General features: G+C 68.2%; 11 protein-coding genes. 8 read left to right on the top strand and 3 right to left on the bottom strand.

What is annotated here, in order from left to right; genetic code table 11:
* Positions 1 to 69: 69 nt before the first annotated feature.
* The 8 genes from KF833_10705 (at position 70) to KF833_10670 (ending at position 12386) form a co-directional block, all read left to right on the top strand.
* Positions 70 to 3432 (top strand): DUF1553 domain-containing protein, encoded by a 3363-nt coding sequence (locus KF833_10705; GenBank protein ID MBX3745765.1) that lies wholly within the window; start codon positions 70 to 72, stop codon positions 3430 to 3432.
* 347 nt (positions 3433 to 3779) lie between these two features.
* Positions 3780 to 5252: a DUF1501 domain-containing protein gene (locus tag KF833_10700; GenBank protein ID MBX3745764.1), complete on the top strand. Its 1473-nt coding sequence runs from the start codon at positions 3780 to 3782 to the stop codon at positions 5250 to 5252.
* 353 nt (positions 5253 to 5605) lie between these two features.
* Positions 5606 to 6661 carry an efflux RND transporter periplasmic adaptor subunit gene (locus KF833_10695; protein ID MBX3745763.1) on the top strand — a complete coding sequence of 352 codons (1056 nt, stop codon included), beginning with the start codon at positions 5606 to 5608 and terminating at the stop codon, positions 6659 to 6661.
* Between the two features lie 15 nt (positions 6662 to 6676).
* The gene (locus KF833_10690; protein MBX3745762.1) at positions 6677 to 9829 is read left to right on the top strand and encodes an efflux RND transporter permease subunit; all 3153 of its coding nucleotides are present in this window, start codon (positions 6677 to 6679) and stop codon (positions 9827 to 9829) included.
* Between the two features lie 6 nt (positions 9830 to 9835).
* Entirely contained in the window at positions 9836 to 10516 is a 681-nt protein-coding gene (locus KF833_10685; protein ID MBX3745761.1) for a thymidylate kinase, read from the top strand.
* Between the two features lie 3 nt (positions 10517 to 10519).
* Positions 10520 to 11311 carry a thymidylate kinase gene (locus KF833_10680; GenBank protein ID MBX3745760.1) on the top strand — a complete coding sequence of 264 codons (792 nt, stop codon included), beginning with the start codon at positions 10520 to 10522 and terminating at the stop codon, positions 11309 to 11311.
* 138 nt (positions 11312 to 11449) lie between these two features.
* On the top strand, positions 11450 to 11653 hold the full coding sequence (locus tag KF833_10675) for a hypothetical protein (GenBank protein ID MBX3745759.1): 204 nt from the start codon (positions 11450 to 11452) through the stop codon (positions 11651 to 11653).
* Positions 11654 to 11705: 52 nt separating this feature from the next.
* Entirely contained in the window at positions 11706 to 12386 is a 681-nt protein-coding gene (locus KF833_10670; GenBank protein MBX3745758.1) for a type II secretion system protein, read from the top strand.
* Positions 12387 to 12510: 124 nt separating this feature from the next.
* Here the strand turns inward: KF833_10670 and KF833_10665 are convergent, their stop codons facing one another.
* From KF833_10665 to KF833_10655, 3 genes are read right to left on the bottom strand one after another with little or no spacing between them, the layout of a single operon-like run.
* On the bottom strand, positions 12511 to 14280 hold the full coding sequence (locus tag KF833_10665; protein ID MBX3745757.1) for a tetratricopeptide repeat protein: 1770 nt from the start codon (positions 14278 to 14280) through the stop codon (positions 12511 to 12513).
* 35 nt (positions 14281 to 14315) lie between these two features.
* Positions 14316 to 15875, bottom strand: coding sequence for an IMP dehydrogenase (locus KF833_10660; protein MBX3745756.1), 1560 nt, complete (start codon positions 15873 to 15875; stop codon positions 14316 to 14318).
* A gap of 47 nt (positions 15876 to 15922) precedes the next feature.
* Entirely contained in the window at positions 15923 to 18004 is a 2082-nt protein-coding gene (locus KF833_10655; protein MBX3745755.1) for a hypothetical protein, read from the bottom strand.
* Positions 18005 to 18007: the final 3 nt, after the last annotated feature.

Genomic DNA, 18007 nt, shown 5'->3' with positions numbered 1-18007 from the left:
GGCGACCACTCTGGAATGCGGGATTGAGGTGGCGGGGAGGGTGGACTTACCCTTTGGGCACTGCTCCCCATGAAGACATTTTCGGCATTCGGGCGAGGGCTTGCTTTGGGATGGTTCCCGGTGGCCGCGCTGAGCTGGCTGGCCTGCCTGCCGGTGGCCCCTGCGGAAGCGATCCGGTTCGACCGCGACATCCGCCCGATCCTGGTGGAGAACTGCCTGGCCTGTCACGGGCCGGACCCGGCGACGCGCAAGGCGGGGTTGCGGTTGGACACGCGGGAGGGGGTGTTTGAGGGGGGGCGGCGACGGGACGCCTCGGTGGTGCCGGGCGATCCGGAGGCGAGTCCGTTATGGCAGCGGATCGAGACGGAGGATGCGGCGGACATCATGCCGCCGCCCGATTCGCTCAAGGCGCTCAAGCCGGAGGAGAAGGCGCGGATCCGGGCGTGGATTTTGCAGGGGGCGCCCTGGGAGGAGCACTGGGCGTTCACCGCGCCGGTACGCCCTTCGGTGCCGGAGGTGCCGGAGGGGACCGATGTCCGGAACCCGATCGACGCGTTTGTGGCGGCCCGGTTGGCCGGGGAAGGACTGGCGATGCATCCCGGGGCCGATCTTCGGACACTGGGGCGGCGGGTGGCGCTGGATCTGACGGGATTGCCGCCGGCTCCGGGGGAGCTGGAGGCGCTGGAGGCGGATTCGGCCCCGGATGCGTATGAGCGGTACGTCGAGCGGTTGCTGGAGTCGCCGCATTGGGGCGAGCACCGGGGACGGTACTGGCTGGATGCGGCGCGGTACGCGGACACCCACGGGCTGCACTTCGACAATTACCGGGAGATGTGGCCCTACCGGGACTGGGTGATCGGGGCGTTCAACCGGAACCTGCCGTTCGACCGGTTCACGGTGGAGCAGTTGGCGGGCGATTTGCTGGAGGATCCGACCGAGGAGCAGCGGGTGGCGACGGGTTTTCAGCGGTGCAACCTCACGACGAACGAGGGCGGCACCATCGAGGAGGAGAACCTGGCGTTGTACGCGAGCGACCGGGTGGGAACGACGGGGTGGGTGTTCCTGGGGCTGACCGCGAATTGCGCCGCGTGTCATGACCACAAGTTCGACCCGATGACGACGCGCGATTTCTACGCGCTGGCGGCGTTCTACCGGAACACGCGTCAGTCCGGGTTTGACCGGAACTGGCGGGAGGGTGACGGGGCGATCGTGGTGCCGCAGGGGGAGGACGATCGGCGGCGGTGGCGGGAATTGCCGGAGGAGATCCGGCGGGCGGAAGCGGCTTACGAGGCGTTGTTTGGCGATGCGGACGAGGCCCTGGCCGCCTGGGCGGCCGACGCTCGTGACGGTGGCGGGGAGGAGGGGTCGAAGGGGGACGGGGTCCGGTTGGAGGACGAAGCGGTGGCGTTGCGTTTCGATCGGGCCCATGCGGGGGACGCGGAACTGCGGGTTGGCGAGGAGGTGCGGCGGGTGGCGCTGGCGGAGGGGATGGGGTGGCGCGAGGATGGGCCGGCCGGGCCGGGGGCGATTCTGGGTGCGGAGCGGGCGGTGGATCTGGGCGATCTGGGGGACTGGGAGGCGGGCGATCCGTGGACCGTCTCGGCGTGGGTGTGGATTCCCGAGGAGGGGCGGGTTGAAGGTTCGGTGGTGGCGCGGATGAAGGATGCGGCGGGGCATCACCGGGGATGGGATGTATTCGTCAACCGGCGGACCTTCGGGATGCACGTGGTGCATCGCTGGCCGCAGGTGGCGATGAAGGTGCGGAGCGCGGAGGAGGTGATGCGGCCCGGGGCGTGGCAGTTCGTGACGGTGTCCCATGACGGGTCCGGCCGGGCGTCCGGGGTGAGGTTGTATCTGGACGGCGAGCGTGTGAACGGGCGGGCGGAGCAGGACCGGCTCGAGGGTTCGGTGCGGGTGGATCTGCCGTTGCGGGTCGGGAGCCGGGAGAAGGAGCACGTCCTCGACGGGGCCGCGGTGCAGGATTTGCGGCTGCACCGGCGGGCGCTGGAACCGTACGAAGTGCGGGCCCTTGCGGCGGCGCCGACCCTGGAGATGCGGCGTCGCGCCTGGGGGGCGACGATGGCCGGGATCGAGGCGTTGCGCGCGGAACTGGCGGGGGGCGCGGGTTCGGACGGCGGCGTGGAAGGGGCGGCGGGCGATGAGGTGGTGAAGCGGGAGGCGGAGGTGCGTCGCGAACGCGAGGCTCAGCTTCGACGCTGGGAGGCTGAAGCCGGGGCGGTACGGGATTCCTTCCGGGTGGCGGTGCATGGTCCGACGGCGGAGGCGGGGCGGCGGGTGGCCCTGCTCAAGGGCGAGCGCGACCGCATCCGGGGGCGCAGTCCGGTGACCCACATCCAGCAGGAGCGGGAGGATTCGGTCCCGACGGCGCGGATTCTGCGAAGGGGCGAGTACGACAAGCCGGGGGACGAGGTTACGGCGGACACGCCGGGGTTCCTGCCGCCGATGCCGGAAGGGGCGCCGCGCAACCGGCTGGGTCTGGCGCAGTGGCTGGTGTCGCCCGGGAACCCGTTGCTGGCGCGGGTCACGGTGAACCGGTTCTGGCAGGAGGTGTTCGGCACCGGGATTGTACGCACGACGGAGGATTTCGGGACGGTGGGTGAGGCGCCAGTGAACCAGGAGCTGCTGGACTGGCTGGCGGTCGAATTCCGGGAGAGCGGCTGGGACGTGAAGCGCCTGTTCACGCTGATGGTCACCTCGGCCGCGTATCGCCAGTCGGCGGTGGTCACGGCGGAGAAGCTCGAACGCGACCGCGACAACCGGTTGCTCAGCCGGGGTCCGAGGTTTCGTCTCGATGCCGAGGCGATCCGCGACTATGCGCTGGCGACCAGCGGACTGCTGGTGCCGCGGTTGGGGGGGCCAAGTGTGCGACCGTACCAGCCCGTGGGCGTCTGGGAGGCGGTGGCGATGCCGGAGAGCAACACACGCCATTACGAGCAGGATTCGGGCGAGGCGCTGTATCGCCGATCCCTGTACACCTTCTGGAAGCGGGCGGCGCCTCCGGCGACGATGGAGGTCTTCAATGCGCCGAGCCGTGAAGTGTGCTCGGTGCGGCGGGAACGGACCAACACCCCTTTGCAGGCACTGGCGACGCTGAACGATCCGACGTTTGTCGAGGCGGCGCGCGTGCTGGCCGAGGCGGCCTGGTGGGATGCGCGGGGGATTGAGGAGGCGGCCATTGACGCGCTGGCGTCGAGGGTGCTGTTGCGGGGGCTGACGGACGCGGAGCGGTCGATCGTGCGGGAGACGCTTGACCGGATGCGGGAGCATTATGAAGCGGTTCCGGAGGATGCGCTGCGGCTGCTCGGGGTGGGGGAGTCGCCGAGGAATCCGGTGCTTGCGCCGGCTCCGGTGGCGGCGCTGGCCATGGTGGCCAACCAGTTGCTCAATCTCGACGAGGTCCTGAACAAGTGATGGCGAATCGTGAATGGGGAATGGGGGATCGCGAATCGCGAAGCGCGAAGCGGGGGTGGGGCCGGTGCATCCCGGAGTTGTGGGTGAGGTGCGAACTCCGCCAGGCGGTGCTTCGGAGGGCCGGGTTCCACGAGGCCGCAACGGTGTGGAGCGTTGGGTTGAGGACTCGCCGAGCTCGTCCCTCCGGTTCGCTGCCTCCTCATCCACAACTCCGGGATGCACGGGGGTGGAGCGGGTTTTCGTTGCCGGGATGCGGGTCGTTCACCGGGGCGGGGGCCGGAACCCGCGGGCGTGGATCAGGGAACTTTTCGGGTCAGTGGAATTCAAAGCCCAACCTATAGGAACCGATGAGCTTGATTGACGAGACGATCCGTCTGGAGACGCGGCGCCAGTTCTTTGGGCGCGGGCGAAACGCGCTGGGCTTTGCGGCGCTGGCCTCGTTGCTTGGACCGCGGATGCGGTTGTGGGGCGAGGATGTTTCCGGCGCGGCCGGGGGCGGCGCGATCCGGCCGCACCATGCGCCGAAGGTGAAGCGGGTGCTGTACCTGCACATGGTGGGCGGCCCGTCGCAGATGGACCTGTTCGACCACAAGCCGGTGATGGCGAACTGGTACGACAAGGAGCTGCCGGATTCGGTGCGGATGGGGCAGCGGTTGACGACGATGACCTCGGGGCAGTCGCGGTTCCCGATCGCGCCGTCGAAGTGGGGCTTTCAGCCGGCGGGGCAGTGCGGGTTGTGGATGAACACCGAGCTGCTGCCGTGGACGGCGCGGTGCGTGGACGACATGGCCTTCATCCGATCGATGCACACCGAGGCCATCAACCATGAGCCGGCGATCCTGCATATGCAGACCGGGAGCATGGTTCCGGGGCGGGCCTGCATGGGTTCGTGGATCAGCTACGGGCTCGGATCCATGAACGAGAATCTGCCGACGTTTGTCGTGCTGGTGGCCGAGCCGACGAACAAGGAGCAGATCCAGGCCATCAGCGGACGGCTGTGGTCGAGCGGATTTCTGTCGGGCGAACACGCGGGTGTGTCCTTCCGGAGCCAGGGCGACCCGATCCTGTTCATCAACGATCCGCCGGGCGTGCCGGCGGCGCTGCGGCGTCACCAGCTCGACGGCCTGCGCCGGTTGAACGAGTTGAAGCACGCGGCGATCGGCGATCCCGAGACCCACACGCGCATCCAGCAGTTCGAGATGGCGTTCCGGATGCAGACCAGCGTGCCCGAACTCACGAGGATCTCGGACGAACCGGACAGCACCTGGAGCCTGTACGGCGACGAGGCGCGGAAGCCGGGGACCTATGCGTCCACGTGTCTCATGGCACGGCGTCTTCTCGAACGAGGGGTGCGGTTCGTGCAGGTCTATCTCAACAACTGGGATCACCACGGCAATGTCGCCGGGCGACTGCCGATGCAATGCCGGGACATCGATCAGGCGACCTACGGACTGATCCACGACCTGAAGGCGCGGGGTCTGTTCGAGGACACGCTGATTCTGTGGGGCGGCGAGTTCGGGCGGACGATTTACAGCCAGGGCGGATTATCGCGGGAGAATTACGGGCGGGATCATCACCCGCGCTGTTTCACCATGTGGCTGGCCGGCGGGGGGATCCGGGGCGGGACGATCCACGGCGAGACCGACGATTTCAGTTACAACATCGTGCGGGATCCGGTTCACGTGCGGGATTTGCATGCCACGGTGCTGCACCTGCTGGGGATCGACCATCGCCGGTTCACCTACCGGTTCCAGGGCCTCGATCAGAAGCTGACGGGAGTGGACGCCGAGGCCCACGTTGTGCAGCCCATTCTGGCGTGAGGCGGCGGGAGGCCGGGAGACCCGCGTGCTCCATCGCCGGGGTTGGTGTGGGTCGGACTTGGTTTGGTGTGCACGCGCTGGAGTGTCGGGGTGACTTGGGAGGCTCACGCTGAAGCGTGTACACCCAACCGGTTTGGCGGGGCGGGGACGCGGGGGTGGAGGGTGGGTCGGAGTTGGTTTGGTGTGCACGCGCGCTGGAGTGTCGGGGTGGTTTGGAAGGCTCACGCTGAAGCGTGTACACCCAACCGGTTTGGCGGGGCGGGGACGCGGGGGTGGGGTTCGCGATTGACGGTGCGGGAGGGGGCTACCTACTTTGGCCGGACTTGATGTCGCGCCATCTCACGAGTTTAAGCGTGGTTTTGCTGTTGATGGGGGGGGTGTGGAGCGGGTGCAAGCCAGGGGCCGAGGCGGGCGGTGGGGGGGCGCCGACGATCCAGGTGGTGGCGGTGACGGCGGTGCGGCAGTCGGTGGAGGAGACGCTGGCGGTGGTGGGGTCGCTGGTGGCGAACGAGCAGGTGGAGGTGCGGTCGGAGTCGGACGGGTTTGTGGAGTCGATCCTGTTCCGGGAGGGGGAGGATGTGAAGGAGGGGGCGTTGCTGGTGACGCTGGATGAGACGCGGTTGCAGGCGGCGCTGGAGGAGTCGGAGGCGGCGCTGCAATTGAGTCAGCAGACGTACGACCGGTCGAGGGAACTGCTGGGGGCCCGGTTGATCTCGAACCAGGAATTTGACCAGGCGGCGTCGCGTCTGGCGGCGGATGAGGCGGCAGTGGCGGGGCGGCGGCGGGCGGTGGAGGAGGCGCGGATCCGGGCGCCGTTTGCGGGGGTGGTGGGGGCGCGGCAGGTGAGTCCGGGTCAACTGGTGACGCGGGCGACCACGCTGACGTGGCTGGTGGATCTGGACACGGTGAAGGTGGAGTTCAACGTGCCGGAACGGTATGTGGGGCGGGTGCGGGTGGGGCAGTCCGTCGAGATCCGGGTGGCGGCGTGGAGGGACCGGCAGTTCCGGGGGGAGGTGTTTTTCGTGGCGCCGTTTGTGGAGCCGGTCACCCGGACGATGCTGGTCAAGGCGGAGGTGCCGAATGAGGAGCGGCTGCTGAAGCCGGGGATGTTTGCGAATTTGAACCTGACGCTGGAGGTACGGGAGCAGGCGGTGGTGATTCCGGAGGCGGCGTTGAGCCAGATTCTGGATGGGGACCGGGCGACGGTGATGGTGGTGGGGGCGGAGGACACGGTATCGGTGCGTCCGGTGCGGGTGGGACTCCGGCTGCCGGCGCGGGTGGAGATTCTGGAGGGACTGGAGGCGGGGGAGCGGGTGGTGGTGGAGGGATTGCAGAAGGTGGCGCCGGGGATGCGGGTGATGCTGGCGCCGGAGGCCTCGGCGGCGCCGTATCTGCCGGCGAAGACGTGAGAGCGAGGAGGAGCCATGCAACTGCCCGAGATCTGCATCCGCCGGCCGGTGTTCACGTCGATGATGAGCCTGGCCCTGGTGTTGTTTGGGGCGATCGGGCTGACGCGGCTGCCGGTGCGGGAGCTGCCGGACATCGATCCCCCGGTGGTGAGTGTGACGACGATTTATCCGGGGGCGTCGGCGGGGGTGATGGAGACGGAGGTGACGGAGCGGATCGAGGATGCGATCAACACCATTGAGGGGATCAAGACGCTGACGAGCCAGAGCCGGGAGCAGGTGAGCAACATCACCATCGAGTTTCATCTGACCCGGCCGATCGAGGTGGCGACGCAGGATGTGCGGGATCGGGTGGCGAGCGTGCGGGGGCGGCTGCCGCAGGACATCCAGGAACCGATCGTGGCGAAGCAGGATGCGGATGCGCGGCCGATGTTGTGGATTGGGATGCGAAGCGACCGGTTCACGCCGCTGGAGCTGACGACCCTGGCGGAGCAGCAGATCAAGAACCGGCTGCAGACAGTGTCCGGGGTGTCGTCGGTGATGATCGGGGGCGAGCAGCGGTTTGCCATGCGTCTGGGACTGGATGCGGAGAAGATGGCGGCGCACCGGGTGACGGTGCTGGACGTGCAGCAGGCGTTGCGGGAGCAGAACGTCGAGCTGCCGAGCGGGCGGGTGGAGAATCTCGACCGGGAGATGACCATCCAGACGCTGGGGGAATTGAAGACGGTGGAAGAGTTCAACCGGCTGGTGGTGGCGCGGGAGGGGGACCGGATTGTGCGGTTGCAGGACATTGGACTGGCGCGGGAGGGGGTGGAGAACGAGCGGACGCGGGCGCGGCAGATGGGGATGCCGTGCATTTTCCTGGGGGTCATCAAGAACTCGAAGGCGAACACGGTGGAGGTGGCGAGCGGGATCCGGGCGGAGATGGCGGCGATCGAGCCGACCCTGCCGGCGGGGATCGAGATGAACATCGGGTACGACGAGTCGGTGTATGTGGAGCGGGCGATCCGGCAGGTTTGGGAGACGCTGGGGATCGCCTTCGCGCTGGTGGTGGTGGTGATCTACGTGTTCCTGCACAATTTCCGGGCGACGCTGATCCCGGTGATTGCGATCCCGGTGTCGCTGATTGCGAACTTCGTGGTGCTGTACTGGCTGGGGTTCTCGGTGAACATCCTGACCATGCTGGCGCTGGTGCTGGCGATCGGGGTGGTGGTGGACGATGCGATCGTGGTGCTGGAGAACATCCACCGGCACATCGAGGAGGGGCAGACGCCGATGCAGGCGGCGTTTGCGGGGATGCGGGAGATCACGTTCGCGGTGGTGGCGACGACGGTGACGCTGGTGGCGGTGTTCACGCCGCTGGCGTTTCAGACCAGCGCGACGGGGCGGTTGTTTGTCGAGTTCGCCATTGCCATCGCCGGGTCGGTGATCATTTCGTCGTTCGTGGCGTTGACCCTGACGCCGATGATGTCGTCGCGGATTTTGCGGCGGGTGGAGAAGCGGCCGGGGAGCCTGGTGCGGGGGTTCGAGGCGGGGATGCACGGGTTGACGAGCCTGTACACGCGGCTGCTGGGGCGGATGCTGGGGTGGTCGCCGGGGGGCCGGCTGGCGGTCACGGGGGCGGTGGGGGCCGGGGTGGTGCTGACCACGGTGTGGCTGTACCAGCATCTCGAGGGGGATTTTCTGCCGGAGGAGGACAAGGGCCGGCTGTTTTGTTTTGTGGTGGCGCCGGAAGGATCGACGCCGGAGTACACGGACCGGATGCTGCGGGAGATGGAGGAGATTCTGTTGGAGACGCCGGAGGTGGATGTCTTTGGGTCCCTGGTGGCGCCGGGATTCGGGGGACCGGGGCAGGGGAACAACGGGATTCTGTTCGTGAAGCTGGCGGACGAGCGGGACAAGTCGGTGCAGGAGCTGGTGAACGGGCCCGGGGGGCTCAGGAGCCGGTTTTTCCGGGAGATCGAGGGGGCGATTGCGATTCCGAACATTCCGAAGGCGATCGACCGGAGCTTCAGTGCGCCGTTTCAACTGGTGATCCAGGGGAACGACCTGGCGGCGCTGAACGTGGAGGCGGGGCGGATTGCGAATCTGCTGCGGGCCTCGGGGTTCCTGCAGAATGTCCAGTCCTCGTACCAGATGAACAAGCCGGAGCTGAGCGTCTCGATCGACCGGGACCGGACATCGGCGCTGGGGTTGTCGGTGCAGGACGTGTCGAGGACGATGCAGATCCTGTTCGGGGGCCTGGATTTGTCACGGCTCAAGCGGGACGGGAAGGAGTACGATGTGATTGCGCAACTGGCGCGGTCGTCGCGGCTGACACCGCAGGATCTGGACCGGCTGTACATCCGGAACCGGGACGGGGCGCTGGTGCAGTTGAGTTCGGTGGTGGAGCGGGTGGTGGGGGTGGCGCCGAACCGGATCGAGCGGTTCAACCGGCTGCGGAGCGCGACGATTTCGGCGACGCCGGTGGGGGTGACGATGGGGACGGCGGTGGACCGGGTGGAGGCCCTGCTGGAGCAGGAGCTGGGTGATGGGTTCCTGTATTCGTGGTACGGGGAATCCCGGGATTTGCGGGACGCGGGGCGGGAGATTTTGTGGGTGATCGTGCTGGCGCTGATCATTGTGTTCATGGTGCTGGCGTCGCAGTTCGAGAGTTTGATTCATCCGTTCACGGTGATGCTGACGGTGCCGCTGGCGGCGATCGGGGCGCTGGGGGCGTTGTGGGCATTGTCGTCGCTGGTAAGGCTGGGGGTTCTGCCGGCGATTCCGGCGATGAACATCAACCTGTTCAGCCAGATTGGGATGGTCCTGCTGATCGGGCTGGTGACGAAGAACGGGATTCTGCTGGTGGAGTTTGCGAATCAGATGCGGGCCAAGGGCATGGAGCCGGCGGCGGCGATGGTGCGGGCGGGGGCGATCCGGCTGCGGCCGATCCTGATGACGGCGATTTCGACGGTGGCGGGAATCCTGCCGATCGCGGTGGGATTTGGGGCCGGTTCGGAGAGCCGGAGGCCGATGGGGATTGCGGTGGTGGGGGGGATGATGACGAGCACGGTGCTGACGCTGGTGGTGATCCCGATGGTGTACACGCTGTTCAGCGACCTGGTGGCCTGGGTGGGGCGGGGGAGGGCGGTGGAGACGCCGGTGGCGGAACCAATGGCGGTGAAGTGAGGCGCAATGAGTACTGGCGCAGAACGGATGCGGGGACGGATGATTGCCTTCGAGGGGATCGACGGGTCGGGCAAGTCCACGCAGATCCGGCTGTTGCAGCGCTGGCTCGAGATGCAGGGGGTGAAGGTGTTTCTGTGCGAGTGGGAGGAGTCGGAGCTGGTGCGGAACACGACTTCGAAGGTGAAGAACCGGGAACTGCTGACGCCGACGACGTTTTCCCTGCTGCACGCGACGGATTTCGCGGACCGGTACGACCGGCAGGTGCTGCCGCTGTTGCGGGCGGGGTACCTGGTGTTGTGGGACCGGTATTTCTACGCGGCCTTCGCGCGGGACGTGGTGCGGGGATGTCCGCCGGGGTGGGTGCGGGGGATTTATGAATTCGCCATGCCGGCGCATCTGACATTCTTCTTCAAGGCGCCGCTGGAGCTGTGTTTGAGCCGGATCCGGACGGAGCGGCTGGAGCCGAAGTATTTCGAGGCGGGGATGGATCTGCGGCTTTCGACCGATCCGCGGGAGAGTTTCCGGCTGTTCCAGGAGCGGCTGCTGGAGCAGTACCTGTGGATGAGCACGGAGCTGGAATTCCGGCTGGTGGATGCCGGCCAGCCGATCGAGGCGCAGCAGCAGCGGGTGCGACGGCTGGTGGAGAAACTGATCGAGCCGTCGCGGTTCACCTACCGCCGGTCCTGAACCATGAACCGGCCACCCCGACCCTCGCGTTCCCGCAACCGCTCGCGTCCGCCGGCGCCGCGGGATCTGCCGCCGGAGGTGCTGGTGCTGAAGCCGTCGGCGAAGCGGTTTTACGGGCATGGGATTCCCGGGGTGCGGGCGGAGGATCTGGGCGGGCGGCTGATCGTCATCGAGGGGGCGGATGGGTCGGGGCGTTCGACGCAGATTGCGCGGCTGGTGGACTGGCTGGAGGGGACGGGGCATGCGACGAGCCAGGTGGGTTTGAAGCGATCGACGCTGGTGAGCGAGGAACTGGACGAGGCGAAGCACCGGAACACGCTGAGCCGGACGACCCTCAGCCTGTTTTATGCGACCGACTTTGCGGACCAGCTCGACAATGTGATTCTGCCGGGATTGCGGGCGGGATGCATCGTGCTGGCGGACCGGTACATCTACACGCTGATGGCGCGCGACCTGGTGCGGGGCATCGACCGGGAGTGGCTGCGGAAGTTGTACGGGATGGCGCTGGTGCCGGATGCGGTGTTCTACCTGCAGGTGTCGCCGGAGAACCTGATCGAGCGGAATTTCGCGAAGGACTTCACGCTGGACTACTGGGAGAGCGGGATGGATCTGGGTTTTTCGAGCGACATGTTCGACAGCTTCATCGAGTACCAGAAGCGGCTGGTGGTGGCGTTTCGGGATCTGCAGGTGGAGTACGGGTTCACGATGGTGGACGGGGATCGGCCGGTGGATGCGGTGCAGGCGGAATTGCGGGCGGGCATCGAGGCGGTGCTGTCCGGGGATCGGGAGGGGTGACGACTGGGGGGGGCGTTGGATTGAGGACGCGCGGAGCTCGTCCCTCCGGAGGACGGGAACGGGGCAAGGGTTTTGCAACCGGGCGGGGTGCGGGCGGGTGGGATGAGGGTTCGGCGGAGAACGGAAGCGAGGAACGACATGAACTTTCTGCTGGTGATGATCGGATGGTGCGTGTTGCTGGTGTTGTGCTGGCCGCTGGCGCTGCTGCTGGTGCTGCTGGTGCCCGTGGTGTGGCTGGTGGCGCTGCCGTTCCGGGTGGCGGCGATGGCGGTGGAGGGGTTGCTGGCGCTGATCCGGGCGGTGTTCTTCCTGCCGGCCCGGCTGCTGGGGCACCGGGGTTGAGGGGGGGCATGTTGGCCGGGCGGAGAAGGTGGCGTAGGGTGGGCGCCATTCGATGCGAGCGAGGCGTGACAGGAAGGAAACGGGCGAGGGGGACCGCCGGGGGCGGGGTTTCACCCTGATCGAACTGCTGGTGGTGGTGGCGGTGATTGCCATTCTGGCAAGTCTGCTGCTGCCGGCGCTGGGGCGGGCCAAGGAGAAGGGGCGGGCGACGGTGTGTTTGAACCAGCTTCGGCAACTGGGGATGGCGACGCTGATGTACGCGGAGGACCACCGGGGCGAGGTGATTCTGGATGCGCCGTTGCAGCGGGGGGTGACCTGGGGGAGCCTGCTGGCGACCAACACGGGGCTGCGGCCGTTCGAGCTGTTCGTGTGCCCGAGTTATCCGCCGCACCGGTTCACGAACTGGCTGACGACGTACGGGGTGCGGCTGGATCCGCCGGAGGGTACGACGCGGGGGCCCTTCCGGGAGGTATTCCGGCTGGAGGCGATTGGGCGTCCGACGGAGTATCTGCATCTGGCGGACACGACGAGCCGCGGACGGGAGGGGTTGGGGGCGCAGCAGTTCTACTTCTTCCGGGCGGCGAGCGAGTACGAGGTGCACGGGCGCCATGGAAGGCTGGCGAACGGGTTCCTGCTGGACGGGCATGTGGAGGGATTCAACGCGGCGCGACTGGAGCGGTTGGGGATCATCGGGTTGTTCGAGCGCGACGTCATTCCGGGGTATTTCCCATGAGGCGGCGGAAGGGATGGGGCTTGGGTGGGGCGGGGTGTCTGGCGGGATGGCCGGAGTCGGGGTGGGCGCCGCCGGGTTCGGAGCCGATGCTTTCCGGGATGCACGATGATGGATCCCGCCGGGATCAGGGGGCTGGTGCAGCGGTGGGTCCGTTGCGGAGGATGCGGTGCAGGAGTTCGCGTTCCTCGGGGAGGAGCGGGTCGGGATCGAGGTTGCGGAGGCGTTGCCTGGCTTCCTCGGTGCGACCGATGGCCTGGAGGACGGCGGCGTAAACGAGTCGGGACTGAGGGGAGAGGATCAGGTCGTCGGGGATGGGAAAGCGTTCGAAGAGGAGGGCGGCGGCGCGCGGATCGTCGCGGCGCAGTTCGAGGAGGGCGAGGGTGGCACGGTACGGCAGGCGATCGGGGAAACGGTCCACGAGGGATCGGGCCTTTTCGCGGCTGACCTCGATGTCGCGGCGGAGGAGGGCATTGAGGTAGCAGAAGGCGTTTTCGGGCCAGGGATCGTCGGGGAAGTGGGCGGCCCATTCGCGCATGAGGACGCGGAGGCGGCGGGTGTCGCCGGTGCGTTCGTGGACGGCGGCGAGGCGGCGGTACCCGAGGAGGCGGGTGAGGCGGTCACGGGTGAGGAGGTCGAAGGCTTCGATGGCGGGTTCGGGGGCGCCGAAGCGGAGGGCCCAGTCGCCGAGGGCGACGAGGCTGGAGGGGTGGTCGCGGGCTTCGGCGAGGGCGCGGCGCCAGGATTCGCGGGACAGGTCCGGCTGTTGGAGTCCGGTGGCGGCGAGGGCGCGCAGGGCGTTGCGTTGCCACGGGTCGATGGGGACCGGCCGGTCGAGGGCCTCCTGCAGGGCGGACCACTGACGGGTGCGCGCGAGGGCTTCGAGGTGGATGGGGGCGAGGGTGGGATGGGCGGCGAGATGGGAGGGGGAGAGGGCGTCGAGGAGGTCGCGGGAGGCGCCCGCACGGTTCAGCCAGGCACCGAGGATGACCTGATCGGGCGGAGCGGCGCCCTGGAGTTGGTCAAGGAGCGCGGCGACGAGTTCGGGGCGGGAACCGGGTTCGAGGCGGAGGCGGACATCGGCGTTGAGCACGGCTTCCGCAGGCGGGGCCTGGGAGGGGGCGGGCAGGTGTTCGATCAGGCTGTGGGCGGCGGGGGAGGGACGGACGGTTTCGTCGGCGAGGATGCGGAGGGCCTGGAGGCGGACGGGAGAGTCGGGGGCGAGGAGCGGACGGAGGAGATCGGCGCCGGCATGCTGTTGCGGGCCGGACGCGGATTGCAGGCGGAGCCGGGCGAGGCGGAGGGCGTGGTCGGGATCGTCGGGGGCATCGGCGTGGGCGCGTTCGGCGAAGGCGATGGCGCGATCGATCTGACCCTGGCGGAGGTAAAGGTCGGCGGCCTGGGCGTGGGTGGCCGGGGAAGGGTGGGGAAGGGCGAGGAGGCGGGCGAGTTCGGGTTCGGCGACGTCGAAGCGATTCAACCTCAGGGCCAGATCGATGCAGGCGTGGCGGTCGGCATCCGTGTGTCCCGGGGAGAGGAACAGGGCGCGCCAGATGGGGAAGGCATCGGGGAGATCGAAGCGGGAGTAGATGGTGGCCAGGGTGCGGAGGGTGGCGGGCGAAGCGGGGTCGAGGCGGAGGGCGACGCCGAGGCGTTCGATGGCCTCGGAGAGTCTTTGCTGGCGGATGAGTTCCTCGGCCTGGGCGAGGATATTGGAGGCCTGCCAGCGGTGGAGGAGGCGGAGGGTGGGGCGGATGGAAACGAGGACGGCGGCCAGGAGGGTGAGGAGGACGAGTCCCGCGGCGAGACGGCGCCAGGGATGGCGGGATCGCGGGGAAGGTGAGGATTGCCGTGGAAGGGGGCTGCCCTGAGACGACACCGGGCCTGGGTCCGACATGACACGGCGAGCCTAGGGGCTGGGCGGCGTCGCGGCTAGCGGGCGGTTTTGACCTCGACGACGTCGTGAGGGGCGGATTCCCGCTGGCCGGCGGGGGTGACGCGGATGTAGCGGGCGGTATGGCGGAGCTGGGCGAGGTCGGCGGCGCCGAGGTAGCCCATGCCGGACTGGATGCCGCCGATGAGCTGGGTGAGGACGGCGTCGAGGGGGCCGGTGAGTTCCTTGAGGGCTTCGACGCCTTCGGCGGCGACCTTGAGGGCGGCGTCGCGGGAATGGCCGTAGCGGGCGGCGGCGCCGGCCTTCATGGCGGCGTGACTGCCCATGCCCCGGTACTGTTTGAAGAGTTTGCCGCCGATTTCGAGGGTTTCGCCGGGGGCCTCGGGGCAGCCGGCGAGGACGCTGCCGCAGATGGCGGCGTGGGCGAGGGTGAGGGCCTTGACCAGGTCGCCGGACTTGGCGATGCCGCCGTCGGCGATGAGGGCGACGCGGCGCTGGGTGGCGGCGCGGGAACAGACGTAAAGGGCGGTGAGCTGGGGGATGCCGACGCCGGCGACGAGGCGGGTGGTGCAGATGGAGCCGGGGCCTTGTCCGACCTTGATGGCATTGGCGCCGGCGCTGGCGAGGAACTCGACGCCGGCGGCGCTGGTGACGTTGCCGGCGAGGATGGGAAGGGCGGGGAAGGCGTCGCGGATCATGCGGACGGCTTCGCCGACGCCCTTGCTGAAGCCGTGGGCGGTGGAAACGGCGACGACGTCGAGGCCGCGTTCGAGGAGTTGACCGACATGGGTGATGAGGCGGTCGCGGTCGAGTTCGCCGAAGACATTGCGGGTGGCGGAGACGGCGGCGCCGCAGAGGAGACGGAAGTCGGCGTCGCGGGCGGGTTTGAACTGGGCACGGCGTTCCTGGATGATCCGTTCGATATCGCTGAGGGTGACGAGGCCGCGGAGGTGGTCGTCCTCGTCCACGATGAGGATCTTGTGGATGCCGGGGTTGTCGGTGAAGAAGCGGTCGGCGCGGGCGATGGGGTCGTTGCCGAGCTGGCGGACGGTGAGGGTATGGACGTGGGAACGGGGGGTGAGGGCTTCGGAGACGCGTTTGGAGGCGTAGCGGTGTTTGACGACGTGGCCTGGGAGGAGGCCGACGAGTCGTTGTTGATCGTCCACGACGGGGAAGGTGCTGAAGGAGAAGTGGCGTTCCTCGATCATGTGGACGACGTCGCCGATGTGCTGGTCCGGTCGGACCTGAATGGGGTCCTGGATGAGGCCATGGACATGGTTTTTGACCCGGCTGACCTCACGGAGCTGGTCCTTGTCGGACATGTTGTAGTGGATGAGGCCGAGACCGCCATTGAGGGCCATGGCGATGGCCATGCGGGATTCGGTGACGGTGTCCATATCCGCGGAGATGATGGGGATATGGAGGGTGAGGCCGTCGGCGAGGGAGGTGGCGAGCTGGGTGTCGCGGGGAAGGATTTCGGAGAACTGGGTGGCGAGGGTGACGTCGTCGTAGGTGAGCCCGACGTGCCGGTGGGCGGAGAAGAAGGGTTCGGCCGGGAGGTAGAATTCCGAGTCCGTCGGATGGGCCGTTGCTGCCATGCGAGAGCGTGCGGGAGAGGGGGCCGGGGTGGCAAGCGAAGTCGGTGTCAGAGCGGGGTGGCGATTTCGATGACGCCTTCGCGGATGGCGACTTCGGCGTCGTCGCCTCCGGGGGTGAAGAGGCGGAGGGGGCGGAGGGGAACGCCGTGGACCTGAACGCGCAGGCGGCGGGGTTCGGCGGTGACATCGAGGGTGACGTTGTGGAGGCGGATGCCACGGACGGTGAGGGACGGCCAGGCGGCGGGGAGGCGTGGGGCGATGAGGCAGCCGTCGAGGCGGGGCCGGAAGCCGAGGAAGCCGTAGAGCATGACCTGGGGCACGAGGGCGCTTTCGAAGAACTCGTGGTCGAGGCCGAGTCCGCCGGCGGTGCCGCCGCCCTGGAGGGTGCCGCGCTGGCGGTCGGCGTAATAGGCGCGGTAGCCGCCGGCGCGCTGGACTTCGGTGAACCAGTCGAGGATGTGGCGGAGACGGTTCCAGGCGTCGTCGGGACCATTGAGCTGGAGCCGGGCCATGAGGTCATGGAAGGAGAAGCCGAGGACGGAGCCGCCATCCTGGACCTGGCCTCCCCAGGGGATGCTGGCGGGGTCGGACCAGGCCCAGAGGTAGGTTTCGATATTGCGCCGGGTGGTGGCGCGGGGACCGAAGCGCCAGTGATAGATGTCGGGTCCGGTGGAGGTGTCGCCGGGGACGAGGCGGCGACCATCGATCCAGTCGCGGATGGAGCGGGCGTGGGCGGGTTCGGCGAAGCCGTAGTAGATGGCCTCGTTATTGACGAAGGTGAAGCCGTAGTCGTGGCCATTGCCGAGCGTATCGCGCCAGCCGAAGAAGCGGCCGGTGGCGGGATTCCAGAACCGTTGATTTCCCGCGGTACGGATTTCGTTGGCGAGTTCCAGGAGTTCGGCGGCGGTGAAGCTCAGGGGACCGGCGGGGAGGTTCCATTCGGGGTGGCGTTCGATCTGGCGTTCGAGGGCGGCCATGCGGCGGATGGCATCGAAGTAATAGATCGTGGCGAGGGCATCTTCGCCGCCGAAGGGGAGGAGGTCCCAGTAGTTGTTACCGACGCCGACGCCCGGGAGGAGGGTGCGTTTGCCGCCGGGTTCGAGGCGGTGACCGCTGCGGCCGTCGTGTCCGATCCAGGGGGTGACCACGAGATGACGGTCGGCCAGTTGAAATTCGTGGATGGCCCAGGCGAGGGCAAGGCGCATGCGCTGGAGGTTGCGGCGCAGGAAGTCGAGGTCGCCGGTCCAGCGGAGGTAATCGTCGCAGGCCTGGAGGTAGGCGGCGTTGTTGATGTTGTGCCGGCTGTCGATGGCGGTGAAGAGGCGGAGCAGGGTGAGTTCGGCGCCGGGTTGGAGGTGGGTGAACCGGAGCTGGAAGCGGACCAGGTGACCGCCCCAGCCGGGGGAACGGTGGAGCGGGAGATTGACGTCGGTGACGGCGTCGTCCGCCTCGGGCAGAGGGAGGGCGAGGGAGCGGTCAGGGGAGAAATCCGGGTCCCCTTCGCGGAGCCAATGGAGGGTGGCGAAGAGGTCCGGGCCGAATCCGCGCATCGACCATTTGAGGCGGACGAAGGGGGCGACGAGGGCCTCGATGCGAAAGGGGGGCGAGGTGAGGGTGGCGACGGGATGGGCGTCGTCGGGGGCGGCGCGGAGAGTCCAGCCGGAGGCGGGATCGAGGCGTTCGTGGACCAGTCCGTGGAGGGTCCAGTCGTCCACGGAGCCGGCGGTATGAACGGCATGTTCCGGGCCGTAGGGAACGCCGCGTGTGGTGAAGTGCCAGCCCTGGCCGCCGGCCTGGGTCCAGAGGGGGAACGGCCAGCCTTCGCTGTGGGCGAGCCCTTCATGCTGCTGGGTGGAGACGTAGCCTTCGGGATCGATGCGGCGGCGGAGGAGGCGTTCGCGATAGGCGGCGCGGAGGGAGGCGGTACCTGGGTCGCGGTCGGTCTGCCAGCCGAGAACGGACATGGGGAGCCACGGGTCCCAGAGGGTGGTGTCGGGTCCGAGGACGCGGTGGAGGTGGAGGAGGGATTCGAGGGGCTCCAGGGTTTCCTGGTGACCGGGGACTTCGAAGGTTTGGGCAGGGGCGGGCCAGGGGAGGAGGACGGCGAGGATCAGGGCGAGGCGATGCACTGG

The organism is Verrucomicrobiia bacterium, assembly GCA_019634625.1.
Lineage (GTDB): Bacteria > Verrucomicrobiota > Verrucomicrobiia > Limisphaerales > CAIMTB01 > CAIMTB01.
This window is presented reverse-complemented; position numbering and strand designations above follow the sequence as displayed.